The organism is Bradyrhizobium sp. HKCCYLRH3073 (assembly GCF_051167995.1).
Classification (GTDB): Bacteria; Pseudomonadota; Alphaproteobacteria; order Rhizobiales; family Xanthobacteraceae; genus Bradyrhizobium.
Window position 1 is genome coordinate 95,505 of record NZ_JBNPUD010000015.1, and the last position, 12,905, is coordinate 108,409.

15 protein-coding genes are annotated in these 12,905 nt (G+C 66.1%); 5 read left to right on the plus strand and 10 right to left on the minus strand.

Annotated features, from left to right (window positions below; translation table 11 throughout):
* Window positions 1-49: 49 nt before the first annotated feature.
* From ACQR1X_RS27660 to arsH, 5 genes are all read left to right on the plus strand, one after another.
* Window positions 50-346 carry an ArsR/SmtB family transcription factor gene (locus ACQR1X_RS27660; protein ID WP_316183570.1) on the plus strand — a complete coding sequence of 99 codons (297 nt, stop codon included), beginning with the start codon at window positions 50-52 and terminating at the stop codon, window positions 344-346.
* Entirely contained in the window at window positions 343-1,395 is a 1,053-nt protein-coding gene (locus ACQR1X_RS27665; protein WP_316183571.1) for a permease, read from the plus strand. The genes ACQR1X_RS27660 and ACQR1X_RS27665 overlap by 4 nt, the downstream gene beginning before the upstream one ends.
* A gap of 16 nt (window positions 1,396-1,411) precedes the next feature.
* Window positions 1,412-1,648, plus strand: a complete 237-nt coding sequence (locus ACQR1X_RS27670) for a thioredoxin family protein (protein ID WP_316183572.1) — start codon at window positions 1,412-1,414, stop codon at window positions 1,646-1,648.
* On the plus strand, window positions 1,633-2,145 hold the full coding sequence (locus ACQR1X_RS27675) for a GlcG/HbpS family heme-binding protein (protein WP_316183573.1): 513 nt from the start codon (window positions 1,633-1,635) through the stop codon (window positions 2,143-2,145). Before ACQR1X_RS27670 ends, ACQR1X_RS27675 begins: the two co-directional genes overlap by 16 nt.
* A 76-nt stretch (window positions 2,146-2,221) precedes the next feature.
* The gene (arsH, locus tag ACQR1X_RS27680) at window positions 2,222-2,923 is read left to right on the plus strand and encodes an arsenical resistance protein ArsH (RefSeq protein ID WP_316183577.1); all 702 of its coding nucleotides are present in this window, start codon (window positions 2,222-2,224) and stop codon (window positions 2,921-2,923) included.
* 280 nt (window positions 2,924-3,203) lie between these two features.
* Here arsH and ACQR1X_RS27685 read toward each other — a convergent pair whose 3' ends face one another.
* The 10 genes from ACQR1X_RS27685 to ACQR1X_RS27730 all read right to left on the minus strand — a co-directional run bounded on the left by ACQR1X_RS27685 (window position 3,204) and on the right by ACQR1X_RS27730 (window position 12,868).
* On the minus strand, window positions 3,204-3,482 hold the full coding sequence (locus ACQR1X_RS27685) for a hypothetical protein (protein ID WP_434900023.1): 279 nt from the start codon (window positions 3,480-3,482) through the stop codon (window positions 3,204-3,206).
* A 646-nt stretch (window positions 3,483-4,128) separates the two neighbouring features.
* The gene (locus tag ACQR1X_RS27690) at window positions 4,129-5,631 is read right to left on the minus strand and encodes a Do family serine endopeptidase (RefSeq protein ID WP_316183601.1); all 1,503 of its coding nucleotides are present in this window, start codon (window positions 5,629-5,631) and stop codon (window positions 4,129-4,131) included.
* Between the two features lie 230 nt (window positions 5,632-5,861).
* Window positions 5,862-6,068 carry a DUF2065 domain-containing protein gene (locus tag ACQR1X_RS27695; protein WP_315713359.1) on the minus strand — a complete coding sequence of 69 codons (207 nt, stop codon included), beginning with the start codon at window positions 6,066-6,068 and terminating at the stop codon, window positions 5,862-5,864.
* A gap of 120 nt (window positions 6,069-6,188) precedes the next feature.
* Window positions 6,189-7,130, minus strand: coding sequence for a protease modulator HflC (gene hflC / locus ACQR1X_RS27700; RefSeq protein ID WP_316183602.1), 942 nt, complete (start codon window positions 7,128-7,130; stop codon window positions 6,189-6,191).
* Window positions 7,127-8,254, minus strand: coding sequence for an FtsH protease activity modulator HflK (gene hflK / locus ACQR1X_RS27705; protein WP_315805554.1), 1,128 nt, complete (start codon window positions 8,252-8,254; stop codon window positions 7,127-7,129). Before hflK ends, hflC begins: the two co-directional genes overlap by 4 nt.
* 250 nt (window positions 8,255-8,504) lie before the next feature.
* Complete coding sequence (locus tag ACQR1X_RS27710) at window positions 8,505-9,017, minus strand: dihydrofolate reductase (protein ID WP_315805553.1); 513 nt, start codon at window positions 9,015-9,017, stop codon at window positions 8,505-8,507.
* Entirely contained in the window at window positions 9,014-9,499 is a 486-nt protein-coding gene (locus ACQR1X_RS27715) for a GNAT family N-acetyltransferase (protein WP_315805552.1), read from the minus strand. Before ACQR1X_RS27715 ends, ACQR1X_RS27710 begins: the two co-directional genes overlap by 4 nt.
* 3 nt (window positions 9,500-9,502) lie before the next feature.
* Window positions 9,503-10,297 carry a thymidylate synthase gene (locus tag ACQR1X_RS27720; protein ID WP_316183603.1) on the minus strand — a complete coding sequence of 265 codons (795 nt, stop codon included), beginning with the start codon at window positions 10,295-10,297 and terminating at the stop codon, window positions 9,503-9,505.
* Window positions 10,298-10,566: 269 nt separating this feature from the next.
* Complete coding sequence (locus ACQR1X_RS27725; RefSeq protein WP_315805550.1) at window positions 10,567-12,081, minus strand: tripartite tricarboxylate transporter permease; 1,515 nt, start codon at window positions 12,079-12,081, stop codon at window positions 10,567-10,569.
* A 7-nt stretch (window positions 12,082-12,088) separates the two neighbouring features.
* Window positions 12,089-12,868 carry a tripartite tricarboxylate transporter TctB family protein gene (locus ACQR1X_RS27730; RefSeq protein WP_315805549.1) on the minus strand — a complete coding sequence of 260 codons (780 nt, stop codon included), beginning with the start codon at window positions 12,866-12,868 and terminating at the stop codon, window positions 12,089-12,091.
* Window positions 12,869-12,905: the final 37 nt, after the last annotated feature.

Genomic DNA, 12,905 nt, shown 5'->3' on the forward strand with positions numbered 1-12,905 from the left:
TATCATATGCGCTATTGCGCAAATACGAAAATACGCATATATCGCCGCCATGTCCGATCCCGTCGCGCTGCTCGCCGCTCTGGCCGAGCCGACCCGCCTCGCAGCCCTGCGCATCCTGTGGGATGGCGGCGAGCATTGCGTCTGCGAGCTCATGCGGCAGCTCCGAGCCAGCGCATCGCGCATGAGCCGGCACATGTCCGCCCTCAAGGCCGTCGGTCTCGTCGTTGACCGGCGTGACGCCCAGTGGGTCCGGTATCGGCTGAACCCTGACCTGACGCCCGATCGCCGCGCCATCGTCAACGCCGTCATGGCGGCCATGCCTGAGCCGAACAGGAACGCAGCATGAAAACCGAAACTTCAACCTATCCTGACGGGTCGGCATCGGCTGTGATCTGGATCGTCGCGACGGCCGCTGCGGTCGCGATGTGGTTTGCGGTCTACTGGCAGCTGGAAGCGTTCTCGGCATGGCTGGTGTCGTCGCTGCCGGTGCCCCGCGACAGCCATCTGGAAGAAGCCGCGCGGTTCTTCGTGTTCGACGCGCCCAAGGTCCTGATGCTGATGACGCTGGTCGTGTTCGGCATGGGCGTCGTGCGCAGCTTCTTTTCAGCCGAGCGAACTCGCGCATTGCTCGCCGGCAGGCGCGAGGGCCTCGGCAATGTCGCGGCTGCAATCCTCGGCGTATTCACTCCCTTCTGCTCGTGCTCGGCGGTGCCGCTCTTCGTCGGCTTCGTCTCCGCTGGTGTCCCGCTCGGCGTGACCTTCTCGTTCCTCATCGCGGCGCCAATGGTGAACGAGGTCGCGCTCGGCCTGCTGTTCGCACTGGTCGGCTGGAAGATCGCCGCGATCTATCTGGCCTTCGGCCTGGCGGTCGCGATCGTGGCGGGATGGATCATCGGGCGCCTGCGTCTCGAAGGCTGGCTCGAGGAATGGGTTCGCAACGTGCGCGCCGGACAGGCGGATCTGCAGCCGGATTCACAGAACGTGGCCGATCGCATCCGGGCCGGAATCGAGGCGGTGCGCGACATCGTCGGCCGCGTCTGGGCCTGGATCATCGTGGGCATCGCGGCGGGCGCATTCATTCACGGCTATGTCCCGAACGACCTGCTCGCCTCGATCATGGGCAAGGACCAATGGTGGTCCGTGCCGGCCGTGGTGCTGATCGGCGTGCCGATGTACGCCAATGCTGCGGGCATCATTCCGATCGTCGAGGCGCTGCTCGGCAAGGGCGCGGCGCTGGGAACGGTGCTCGCCTTCATGATGAGCGTCATCGCGCTTTCGTTTCCCGAGATGCTCATTCTGCGCAAGGTGCTGACGCTCCGGCTGATCGCCGTCTTCGCGGGCGTCGTCGCCGCCGGCATCGTCGCCGTCGGCTATCTCTTCAACGCCCTGTTCTGATGAAAGGACAAGCCCCATGAAGAACGTCAAGATCCTCGGCTCCGGCTGCAAGCGATGTGTTCAGACCGCAGCAATGGTCTCCGCGGAAGCAAGCAAGCTCGGCATCGAGATCGAGCTGGAAAAGATCACGGACTTCGCCGACATCGCCAGGTTCGGCATCGCCTCGACGCCGGGCGTGGTGATCGACGGCAAGGTCGTCCATGCGGGCGGCCTGCCGAAACCAGAGGACATGGCGAAATGGCTGTCGACGTGATGTTGCGTCTGCTGCTCGCAGCCGTCCTCCTGCTCGGCCCGGTTGTCGTTGCGCGCGCCGATGAGCCCACGTGGACGCGGCGGATCATCGCGCCGGACACGGCGCTCAAGGCGGCACAGGCGGCGCTCGCCGAGTGCCGCAAACGCGGCTGGCAGGCCGCCGTGACCGTGAGCGATCCGTCGGGGCTTGCGCTGGTCACCCTGCGCGACCGTTTCGCTGGCTGGCATACGCTGGAGGCCGCGACGGGCAAGGCGCGGACGGCGGCGAGCTGGCGCGAGGCGACGAGCACGCTCGCAGCCCGGCTGGCTCGACCGGACGCCGCGGAGCGGGCCATCGTCAACGTTCCCGGCGTTGTCATGGTCGGCGGCGGCATGCCAATAGAGGCCGCTGGCCAGCAGGTCGGAGCGATCGGCGTATCCGGCGCGCCCGGAGGCGACAACGACGACATCTGCGCGAAGGCCGGCATCGAAGCGGTCGCCGCGGACATCGCATTCTGAGCGCCTGGAGGGCGAGCCACGAACGAGAGCGGCCACTGCTCGCCAATTCCGGAGGATGCTCGAATTGTCTGACACCATGCCCCAATTGGACGAAGCCTCCTTCCATCCGATCGACCGCGCCAAGCTGCTGGAGCCTGAGCTCTCCTCCCACCCTCCACGCATCCTGCTGCTGTACGGATCGCTCCGGCAACGCTCGTTCAGCCGCCTCCTCACGGAGGAAGCGGCGCGCGTCCTCGCGCGCTATGGCGCGGAGACACGCACCTTTGATCCGCGCGGACTGCCGCTGGTCGACGACGCCGAGCCGGATCATCCGAAGGTCCGCGAGCTGCGCGATCTCGTGACCTGGTGCGAAGGCATGGTGTGGTGCTCGCCCGAGCGGCACGGCGCGATGACCGGCGTGATGAAGACCCAGATCGACTGGATCCCACTGTCGCTCGGGGCCGTCCGGCCGACGCAGGGCAAGACGTTGGCCGTGATGCAGGTCAGCGGCGGCTCGCAGTCGTTCAACGCCGTCAATCAGCTGCGAGTGCTCGGCCGCTGGATGCGCCTCATCACCATTCCGAACCAGTCCTCGGTGCCGAAGGCCTTCGCGGAGTTCGACGACGCCGACCGCATGAAGCCGTCGCCCTATTACGATCGCGTCGTCGACGTGATGGAAGAGCTCGTCAAGTTCACGCTGCTGACGCGCGACCGGGCTGAGTATCTGGTCGACCGCTATTCCGAGCGCAAGGAGAATGCCGAGGCGCTGTCGACGCGGGTCAACCAGCGATCGCTGTGAGGCTCCGGCCGCGCGCTCCACCCTGCCCGGAACGTCGTCGCCGGCCGGCGGAGGCGTTGCAGGAGCTTCTGAAAAAAATAATCTTCTTGCGCTTTATCTGAAATCATGATTATCTCCCCGCATCCCGCCTCACTGCGGAGGGGCGTTGCGCGCGATCGTCACGACACGCGAGGTGGGGATGCGATGGCCGCGGTGAAGCCGCAGCGTGTCTTCGGGCACGCCGACGAACGGCTTTGCTGCGGACGTGAAATCGCAGCGTCCTGATACCCCGACGCTGGTATCAAGCCGCGATGGCGCTGATGTGCCGCGTGGTGATGGTGGCCAACAAGCCCGGCGCACCAGGGAGACTGCGTATAAGCGTGAAGACCGTCGCGCAGGGAATGCCGGAGTGTTCGGCACCACCTGTGGTACCTGCCGCCTGCATTTTTTTCGCAGGCGGGCCATGGGTGAGGCCTTCACCCGGCATTCCCTGCGCCCTCTGCATTTCGAGAGGGACGAACTGATCGCAGGCCTCGGGCATGATGTGCCGCGAGATTGCGATGGCATGTCCCTCGGACATGCTCGCTGTGCCCAACTCAGCTGTTTGAACCGTGAATCCGCCCCCACCCGCCGCCCTCGTGCCCGACAGGCCGCGACGCGCGAAAGCGCGGCACCGATCCGGGATCGATACGCCGCAGCAGAGGTGATGGGCAAAATGCCAATGACCAGCCTGTCCCAAACCGCTGCCTGGGGTTGCGGGTCCCTGCTCAAGGCCGGGACGACAAGGGAGTGTGGAGCTGCGTAGGGTAAGCAAAGCGGCCGCCCGAGGGCGGTCGCGCGCCGACCGGCCATCCACGAATACTGACGGCCATGGTGGGCACGGCGCGAAATCGATCCGCGCATGAGGCGGGCAGCGGGGGCGCGCCTTGACCCACCCTACCTACTACCTACGAACTACCAACTCAGCAACCATCAGCGCGCCGTCAGATACAGCGCCCTCTCCCCTTGTGGGAGAGGGCATGTACGGCCCATCACAGCATGCGGTTGGGTGAGGGGTATCTCTCCGCGAGTGAAACTCTTGGAGAGATACCCCTCACCCAACCGAGCCTGCCGCTCTTTCCTACATGCCCTCTCCCACAAGGGGAGAGGGCGCATTCACTTGCATTGCGCTCATCTTCGCATCTCAAAGCGCGCAGAAGGCTAATAGTTACGACCGCCTGAAGCCCCTACTGCAAGCTCAACGCCACGAACCGCAGCTCGCCGTCGGCGTTCGACACCAGCAGCAGAACCGACTTCTTGCCGTCCTTCTTGAGCTGGTCGACGCGCTTCTTGATGTCGGCGCCCGAGGTCACCGCCTCCTGGGCGACCTCGACGATGACGTCGCCGGCCGACAGCCGCTTCTCGGCGGCGTCGGAGGATTGGTCGACGCCGGTGACGACGACGCCCTTGACGCTGTCCTTGATCTTGTAGCGGGTACGCAGGTCCTTCGACAGCGCGGCAAGATCGAGCCCGAGCGCCTTCTGGGTCACCGGCTTCTCGGCCGGCTCGTCCTTCTTGATCGCCGCCTGCTGCACCTTCTCGTTGTCCTCGAGCCGGCCGAGCTTGACCTTGAGCGTCTGCTCCTGGCCCTTGCGGATGACGATGACGTCGACCTCCTTGCCGACGGCGGTGTCGGCGACGATGCGCGACAGGTCCTTCGGCTCCTTGATGTCGTGGCCGTCGAACTTGACGACGACGTCGCCCGGCTCGATCCCGGCGGGCTTCGCCGGGCCCTTGTCGTCGACGCCGGCGACCAGCGCGCCGCGCGCCGGCTTGATGTTGAGGCTCTCGGCGATCTCATCGGTGACGCCCTGGATACGCACGCCGAGCCAGCCGCGGCGCAGCTCACCGAACTGGCGCAACTGGTCGACGACGCCGGCCACGGTCTTCGAGGGCACCGCGAAGCCGATGCCGATCGAGCCGCCCGACGGCGAGATGATCAGCGTGTTGACGCCGATGACCTCGCCATCGAGGTTGAACAGCGGGCCGCCGGAATTGCCGCGGTTGATGGCGGCGTCGGTCTGGATGTAGCTGTCATAGGGGCCCGACGAGATGTCGCGGTTCTTGGCCGAGACGATGCCGGCGGTCACGGTGCCGCCGAGGCTGAACGGGTTGCCGATCGCGACCACCCAGTCGCCCAGCCGCAGCTTGTCGGAATCGCCGAACTTGACCACCGTCAGCGGCCGCGGCGGCTTGAACTTGAGCACCGCAAGGTCGGTCTTCTTGTCGACGCCGACCAGCTCAGCCTTGATCTTGGTGCCGTCGTTCATGATCACGTTGATCTCGTCGGCATCGGCGATGACGTGATTGTTGGTGACCACGACCCCGGACTCGTCGACGATGAAGCCGGAGCCCAGCGAGTTGGTGCGGCGCGGCGAGTTGTCGGCCCCACCCCGGCCGCCCGGACCGCCGCGGCGGTTCTTGAAGAAATCGTCGAAGAACTCCTCGAACGGCGATCCCGGCGGCACCTGCGGATTGGCGTTGCGGTTCTCGGACGAGCCGCCCTTGGGCTCGACGGTCTGCGAGGTCGAGATGTTGACGACGGCGTCGATCACCTTTTCGGCGACATCGGCGATCCCCTCCGGCCCCCGCGCCGAGGCCGGGACCGGCGCGAGCGCCCAGCCCGCGGCAAGAACCGCCGCGGTCAGGATCGGGCGCAGTCGACGGCTGAAAGCAGGGGTCGCGGTCATCGGGCGGATCTCCAGAAAAGTCGGCAAATTCAACCGTTACAGTGCGCCGGAACCGGCGGAGGACGCAAGCACGCCGGATCGGACCGCAGATTCATCATTGAGGGCGACCTAATACGGCAAAATGGCGCAGCCATCGCCTCACAATGGCGTTGGCCGGGCGGTTGACGGTCATTGCCGCGGCCGGACCTCGTTCCTGTGCGGCGGCGCGCAGGCAGACGGCGATGCACACCTCAGATCGGCCGCCGGATCACCCAGATCAGGACCAGACCGGCCACCGCCGAGCCGATGCCGACCGCGCGCAGCACGTTGTCGGGCGTGGTCATGGCGGTCTTCATGGCCCGCCGCATCCACTCCGGACTGGCCGCGAACAACAGGCCTTCGAGCACGAACAGGATACCTAATCCGATGAGGAAATCGGAAAACGCAATGGACCTCATCGGACCCGGACCTCCCGTTCGATCTTCTTGATATGTAACGGGGCGAAGCAACGGCTTCGCCCCGTCCATGTCAACTCTTATTCACCCGGATCAACCGCCCTGGTCATCGGGGCCGATGCATCAGGGCTTGGGCGCCGGCACCGCGGCCGCCGCGGTCGAGCTACTGGCGGTGGACGGCGTCTCCCCCGCCGGCTTCCCCGAGGGGTTCGCGAAGTAGCGGAAGAACTCCGAATCGGGCCGCAGCAGGAAGCGGGTGTCGCCGGACTTGAGGCCGTTCTCATACGCCGTCATCGAGCGGTAGAAGGCGAAGAAGTCGCGGTCCTTGCTGTAGGCCTCGGCGAACAGCCGGTTGCGTTCGGCATCGCCGGCGCCGCGGGTCTGCTCCGCCTGCGAGTTGGCCTCGGCGACGATCACGGTCGCCTCGCGATCGGCCTTGGACCTGATCTCCTGGGCCTTCTGGCCGCCGAGCGCCCGGAACTCCTCGGCCTCACGCTGCCGCTCGGTCTTCATCCGGTTGTACACCGCCTGGCTGTTGGCCTCCGGCAGGTCGGCGCGGCGGATGCGGACGTCCACCACCTGGATGCCATAGGCGTCGGCCTCCTTGTCGAGCTGATCGCGGATCTTGCGCATCAGCGCCTCGCGCTCGTCGCGCACGACTTGCGTGAAGGTGACCTCGCCGAGCACGCGGCGCAGCGCGGCGTTCAGCAGCGTGCCGAGCTGGACGTTGGCGGTCTGGATCGAGCCGACGCTCTGGTAGAACTGCAGCGCGTTCTTGATCTTGTAGCGCGCGAAGGCGTCGACCACGAGCCGCTTCTGGTCGAACGCGATCACCTCCTGCGAGGGGTTCTCGAGGTCGAGGATGCGCTTGTCGATCGAGATCACGTTGTCGATGAACGGTGCCTTGAAGTTCAGGCCGGGCTCGGTGACGACGTCGACCGGCTTGCCGAACCGCACCACCAGCGCCTGCTCGGTCTGGTTCACGGTGAACAGCGAGCTGTAGCCGATGACGACGAGCACGAGCACGGCGACGAGCGCGACGATGCCTGCAACGGGGGACCTCATCGGACGCCTCCCTGCTGAGCGGCCGGCGCCGGACGGCGCGGCAAGAGATCGCCGAGCGGCAGCAGCGGCACAGGGCCGCCGGTGGCGCCAGAGTCGAGCACGAGCTTCTCCGAGCCACCGAGCACGCGCTCCATGGTCTCGAGATAGATCCGTTCGCGGGTCACGTCGGGCGCCTTCTTGTACTCGTCATAGACCTTGAGGAAGCGCGCGCTCTGGCCCTTGGCCTCGGCGATCGCCTGCTCCTTGTAGCCTTCGGCGACCTGCAGGATCTGCGCGGCACGACCGCGCGCATCCGGCACCACCTTGTTGGCGTAGGTCTGGGCTTCGTTCTGGAGACGCTCGAGGTCGGCACGCGCCGCCTGGACGTCGCGGAACGCCTCGATCACCTGGGCCGGCGGATCGACCTTCTGCATCTGCACCTGGGTGATCTGGATGCCGGAGCCGTAATTGTCGAGCGTCTTCTGCATCAGCTCCTGCACGTTCTGCTCGATCACGGTGCGGGCGCCGGTGAGGATCGGCTGGATGTTGGAGCGGCCGATCACCTCGCGCATCGCGCTCTCGGCCACCGCCTTCACGGTGCCCTCGGGGTTCTGGATGTTGAACAGGAAGTCGGCCGCGCCCTTCGGCTTGATGCGCCAGAGCACGGTGACGTCGACGTCGACGATGTTCTCGTCGCCGGTCAGCATCAGGCTTTCCTCGGGGACATCGCGACCGCTGCGGCCGCGCCGGCCGGGATCATCGTTGGCGGTGATGCCGATCGAGATCGAGTTGACGCGCAGCGCCTTGGGCAGCAGCACGGTCTCGATCGGATAAGGCAGGTGATAGCGCAGGCCCGGCTGCTCATCGCGGACATATTTGCCGAAGCGCAGCACGACGCCGAGCTCCTCGGACTGCACGCGGTAGATGCCGGAGGCGAGCCAGATGATGATGGCGCCGAGCACGATCAGGAGCACGCCCGCGGTGCCGAAGCCGCCGCCCGGCACGAACTGCTGCAGCCGGTCCTGGCCGCGCCGCAGAAGATCTTCCAGGTCGGGCGGCCTTGGACCGACCGGTTGCGGTCCCGAGCCCCAGGGCCCCTTCGGACCCTGACCCCACGGGCCTCCGCCCTGATTCTTCCACGCCATCGATCGATCTCCTCCGAGAGGCTGAGTGTACACCAACGCCGGCCCCGACGGTCGCCGGGTTATAAGGGACGGCCCCGCCCCTTACAACGTAGCGCTCCAGCTAAGCCCGAACCGGGTTTTGTCAATGTAAACAGGGCCGGAAGCGCCGGTTTGCCGCGGCCTCAGCTCCGCCACGCGGCCAAACTGCGCGACTTCATCATTAACGGATGGTCTTGGACGGGCCGTCGCACAGATCCCGCCGGCGAAACGCTCACCGCCGCCGGCGATAGGTGACGTAGGAGAATTCGGCCTGATCGTCAGGCCCCGAGGCATGGCGCTGCCGCGCCACCTCCTCCCATCGGGCCGGGTCGATCGCCGGAAACACGGTATCGCCAGGCGGGCTCGCATGCACCTCGGTGATCTCCAGCCGGTCGGCGATCGGCATCGTTGCAGCAAAGAGCTCGGTGCCTCCGATGACCGCGATCTCCGCGGCTGAACGCCGCAGCGCATCACCACGCGCGATGACGAGCGCTTCATCGACGGTATGGGTCACGATCGCGCCATCAGCGCGAAACTCGGCATTGCGGGTGACGACGATGTTGGTGCGGCCCGGCAGCGGCCGGCGCGGAAACGAGATGAAGGTCTTGCGGCCCATCACGATCGGGCGCCCCATGGTCATCGCCTTGAAGCGCTGCATGTCGCTCTTCTGCCGCCACGGGATCGCACCGGCGGCGCCGATGATGCCGTTGTCGGCGACTGCGACGATCAGCACGATCTCGATCACGGCGCCCTCTCCGCCAGCTGAGCCAGAGCCTCGCCGGTCACCTTGCACAGCGTCCACTCGTCCATGAGCTCGGCGCCGAGCGATTTGTAGAAAGTGATGGAAGGAGCATTCCAGTCGAGCACCGACCATTGCAGCCGCGCCCAGCCCTTTTCGATGCAGGTGCGCGCGAGATGGCCGAGCAAGGCCTGGCCGATGCCGTTGCGGCGAAACGCCGGCCGCACGAACAGGTCTTCGAGATAGATCCCTGGCTTGCCGGCAAACGTCGAGAAGTTGACGAACCAGACCGCGAAGCCCGCCACCGCGCCGTTCCATTCGGCGAGATCGCAGAACAGCGTCGGATGCTCGCAGAACAGCGCGGCGGCGATGTCAGCCTCGCTCGCGCCGACCTCGTGCGAGAGCTTCTCGTAGTCGGCGAGCTCCCGGATCAGCGCGAATACGCTTCCGATGTCGTCAGGCCCGGCGCTACGGATCGAAACCGGCATGCGTCAGACCGCGACCTCGGCCTTGATATGCGGATGCGGATCGTAGCCGGCGAGCGCGAAGTCCTCGTAGTGGAAGCCGAAGATGTCCTTGACGTCCGGATTGAGCGTCATGGTCGGCAGCGGACGGGGCGCACGGGTGAGCTGCAGGCGGGCCTGCTCGATGTGATTGGAATAGAGATGCACGTCGCCGAAGGAGTGCACGAATTCACCGGGCTTCAAATCCGTCACCTGCGCCACCATCATCGTCAGCAGCGCATAGGATGCGATGTTGAAGGGCACGCCGAGAAAGACGTCGGCCGAGCGCTGGTAGAGCTGGCACGACAATTTGCCGTTCACGACATAGAACTGGAACAGGCAGTGGCACGGCGGCAGCGCCATCTTTTCGACGTCGGCCGGGTTCCAGGCCGTCACGATCAGCCGGCGCGAATCCGGATTGCGCCTGATCATGTCGATCACGCCTCCGATCTGGTCGATATGGCCGCCGTCCGGCGTCGGCCACGAGCGCCACTGATAGCCGTAGACGGGGCCGAGATCGCCATTGCCATCGGCCCACTCGTCCCAGATCGTCACGCCGTGATCGTGCAGATATTTGATGTTCGTGTCGCCCTTGAGGAACCACAAGAGCTCATGCACGATCGCCTTCAGCGGCAGCCGCTTGGTGGTCACCAGCGGAAAGCCGGCCGCAAGGTTGAAGCGCATCTGGTGGCCGAACACCGACAGCGTGCCGGTGCCGGTGCGGTCGTGCTTCTCGGCGCCGTCGGACAGGATGCGTTCGAGCAGGTCGTGATACTGGTGCATGGTGCGCGCTGGCGGCCTTTCGCGGAAGGCGGCGAATGTAACGGCAGGGATCGCCCGGCCCTAGCCTCGACTCGGCCCGGTCGCCAATTATACCCCGAAAAATGTCGGCCGCAGCCGCAATTGACAAGGGCGGGACCGCACGTTCCGCCCTCCTCCCGATCCATGGCCGTTCCGTACCAGCTCGCCGGCTTGAGGACCGCGGACCATTTGACGATCTCGCCTTTGACCAGGGTCCCGAGCGCCTCCGGCGTCCGGTCCGCCGACGCTGGTCAGCCTTCGCTTTCCACGAAGACCTCATCGCGCTTGCGGCGCAGCGTCGGCAGCACCGCCAGCACGAGCAGCCCCGCCGCGATCGCGAGCAGCACGGCCGACAGCGGCCGCGTCAGGAACACCGACCAGTCGCCGCGCGAGATCAGCAGCGCCCGGCGCAGGTTCTCCTCCATCAGCGGGCCCAGCACCATGCCGAGCAGCAGCGGCGCCGGCTCGAAATCATGCTTGATCAGCCAGTAGCCGACGAGGCCGAACGCGCCCGCCAGGACCACGTCGACCGGCGCGTTGTTCACCGAATAGATGCCGATCGCGCAGAAGATCACGATTGACGGGAACATCAGCCGGTATGGCACGCGCAAGAGCCGCACCCAGATGCCGACCAGCGGCAGGTTGATGATGATCAGCATGAGATTGCCGATCCACATCGAGGCGATCATGCCCCAGACCAGATCAGGCTGCTTCTGCATCACCTGGGGGCCCGGCACGATGCCGTGGATGGTCATCGCGCCGACCATCAGCGCCATCACCGCATTCGGCGGAATGCCGAGCGTCAGCAGCGGAATGAAGGAGGTCTGCGCCGCCGCGTTGTTGGCGCTCTCCGGCGCCGCGACGCCCTCGATCGCACCGCGACCGAACCGCGACGGATCTCGCGCGAGTTTCTTCTCCAGCGTATAGGCCGCGAACGAGGCGATCACCGCACCTCCGCCCGGCAGGATGCCGAGGATCGAACCGAGCAGCGTGCCGCGCAGGATCGCCGGCGTGGAGTCTTTCAGATCCTTCCTGGTCGGCATCAGGCCGGTGATCTTCTTCTGCACGAGGTCGCGGTCCATCTCCGCGCCGGCATCGAGATTGCGGATGATCTCGGCGAAGCCGAACACGCCCATCGCGACGGTGGCGAAGCCGAGGCCGTCGGCGAGTTCGGGAATGTTGAAGGCCATGCGCGAAACACCGGTCTCGATGTCCGAGCCGACCATCGACAGCAGCAGGCCGAGCACGATCATCGCGATCGCCTTCAGCACCGAGCCCTTCGCAAGCACGACCGCGAAGATCAGGCCCAGCACCATCAGCGAGAAATACTCGGCCGGGCCGAACGCCAGCGCGAGCTTGGTCAACGGCGCGCCGAGGATCGCAATCAGCACGGTGGCAACGCAGCCGGCGAAGAACGAGCCGATCGCGGCGATCGCCAGCGCCGGACCGGCACGGCCCTGCTTCGCCATCTGGAAGCCGTCGAGCGCGGTCACCACCGACGTCGCCTCGCCGGGAATGTTGACCAGGATCGACGTGGTCGAGCCGCCATACTGCGCGCCGTAATAGATACCGGCCAGCATGATCAGCGCGCCGACCGGCGGCAGGCCGAAGGTGATCGGCAGCAACATCGCCACCGTGGCGATGGTCCCGATGCCCGGGAGAACCCCGACCAGCGTGCCGACCAGCGCGCCGATCAGGCACATCAGCAGATTGATTGGCGACAACGCGACGACGAAACCGTGGGCGAGATTTGCAAACAGATCCATCACGCCCTCACTGCAAAAGGAAACGCGGCAACAGCGGCATCGGCAACCCCAGCACGTAGGGGAACAGCAGCGCGCAGCCGCCGGTCAGGCAGATGCCGACGATCAGGGCCTCGCGCCAGCGCGTCTCCGGGCTGCCGATCGCCGCGATCAGGAAGCTTGCAAGCCCCGTGATCAAGAGTCCGAGCGGGCGAATGGAGACGGCGAAGGTCAGGATCGCGAGCGAGACGAACAGCGGTCCGCGCCAGTGATAGGTCGCAAGCTGCGCGCCTTCACTCACGACGCCGATCACGGCCACGGCGGCTCCGAGCCCTAGCAGCAGCAGACCGAACATCCGCGGCGCAGTTCCGGCACCGAACGAGAAGCCGCGCATGCCCTGCAGATCGCTGGAGGCCCACAACGCGAACAGCGCGATCGCCATCAGCACGACGCCGCCGAAATAGTCCTGCGCCGCGCGCGGACGGACCATGAATGTGAACACTGCGACCGCGATCAGCGGATAGGTGTAGATGAGAGCCAGCAGAACATCGGAAGACAGCGAGGTCTTGCCGCTTGCGGCATATTGCTGCGCCAGGCTCGGGATCGCCATCGACAAGGCCGACGCATGGGCCGCAATGACCTGTAGCGGACCGCGTCCGGATAGTGGACCGACAAGACCGGCCAAGGCAATCAGCAGCTCGATGATCTGTGGCGCGAAGGCAAGGACCAGAATGATCGATGCGGCGGTCACGCTGCGGGCGGCCGGCATGCCCGCCGTTTCGCCCGACAATTGGCCCGTGGTCTCGGCCATGCCTCGCCCTCCCCGATCGGCCTTGATGGCCGGCACT

Excerpts from the sequence above, each read along its gene's own strand:
- ACQR1X_RS27660 (WP_316183570.1), top strand. The coding sequence starts at position 50 with ATGTCCGATCCCGTCGCGCTGCTCGCCGCTCTGGCCGAGCCGACCCGC.
- ACQR1X_RS27665 (WP_316183571.1), top strand. The coding sequence starts at position 343 with ATGAAAACCGAAACTTCAACCTATCCTGACGGGTCGGCATCGGCTGTG.
- ACQR1X_RS27670 (WP_316183572.1), top strand. The coding sequence starts at position 1,412 with ATGAAGAACGTCAAGATCCTCGGCTCCGGCTGCAAGCGATGTGTTCAG.
- ACQR1X_RS27675 (WP_316183573.1), top strand. The coding sequence starts at position 1,633 with ATGGCTGTCGACGTGATGTTGCGTCTGCTGCTCGCAGCCGTCCTCCTG.
- arsH (WP_316183577.1), top strand. The coding sequence starts at position 2,222 with ATGCCCCAATTGGACGAAGCCTCCTTCCATCCGATCGACCGCGCCAAG.
- ACQR1X_RS27685 (WP_434900023.1), bottom strand. The coding sequence starts at position 3,482 with ATGTCCGAGGGACATGCCATCGCAATCTCGCGGCACATCATGCCCGAG.
- ACQR1X_RS27690 (WP_316183601.1), bottom strand. The coding sequence starts at position 5,631 with ATGACCGCGACCCCTGCTTTCAGCCGTCGACTGCGCCCGATCCTGACC.
- ACQR1X_RS27695 (WP_315713359.1), bottom strand. The coding sequence starts at position 6,068 with ATGAGGTCCATTGCGTTTTCCGATTTCCTCATCGGATTAGGTATCCTG.
- hflC (WP_316183602.1), bottom strand. The coding sequence starts at position 7,130 with ATGAGGTCCCCCGTTGCAGGCATCGTCGCGCTCGTCGCCGTGCTCGTG.
- hflK (WP_315805554.1), bottom strand. The coding sequence starts at position 8,254 with ATGGCGTGGAAGAATCAGGGCGGAGGCCCGTGGGGTCAGGGTCCGAAG.
- ACQR1X_RS27715 (WP_315805552.1), bottom strand. The coding sequence starts at position 9,499 with ATGCCGGTTTCGATCCGTAGCGCCGGGCCTGACGACATCGGAAGCGTA.
- ACQR1X_RS27720 (WP_316183603.1), bottom strand. The coding sequence starts at position 10,297 with ATGCACCAGTATCACGACCTGCTCGAACGCATCCTGTCCGACGGCGCC.
- ACQR1X_RS27725 (WP_315805550.1), bottom strand. The coding sequence starts at position 12,081 with ATGGATCTGTTTGCAAATCTCGCCCACGGTTTCGTCGTCGCGTTGTCG.
- ACQR1X_RS27730 (WP_315805549.1), bottom strand. The coding sequence starts at position 12,868 with ATGGCCGAGACCACGGGCCAATTGTCGGGCGAAACGGCGGGCATGCCG.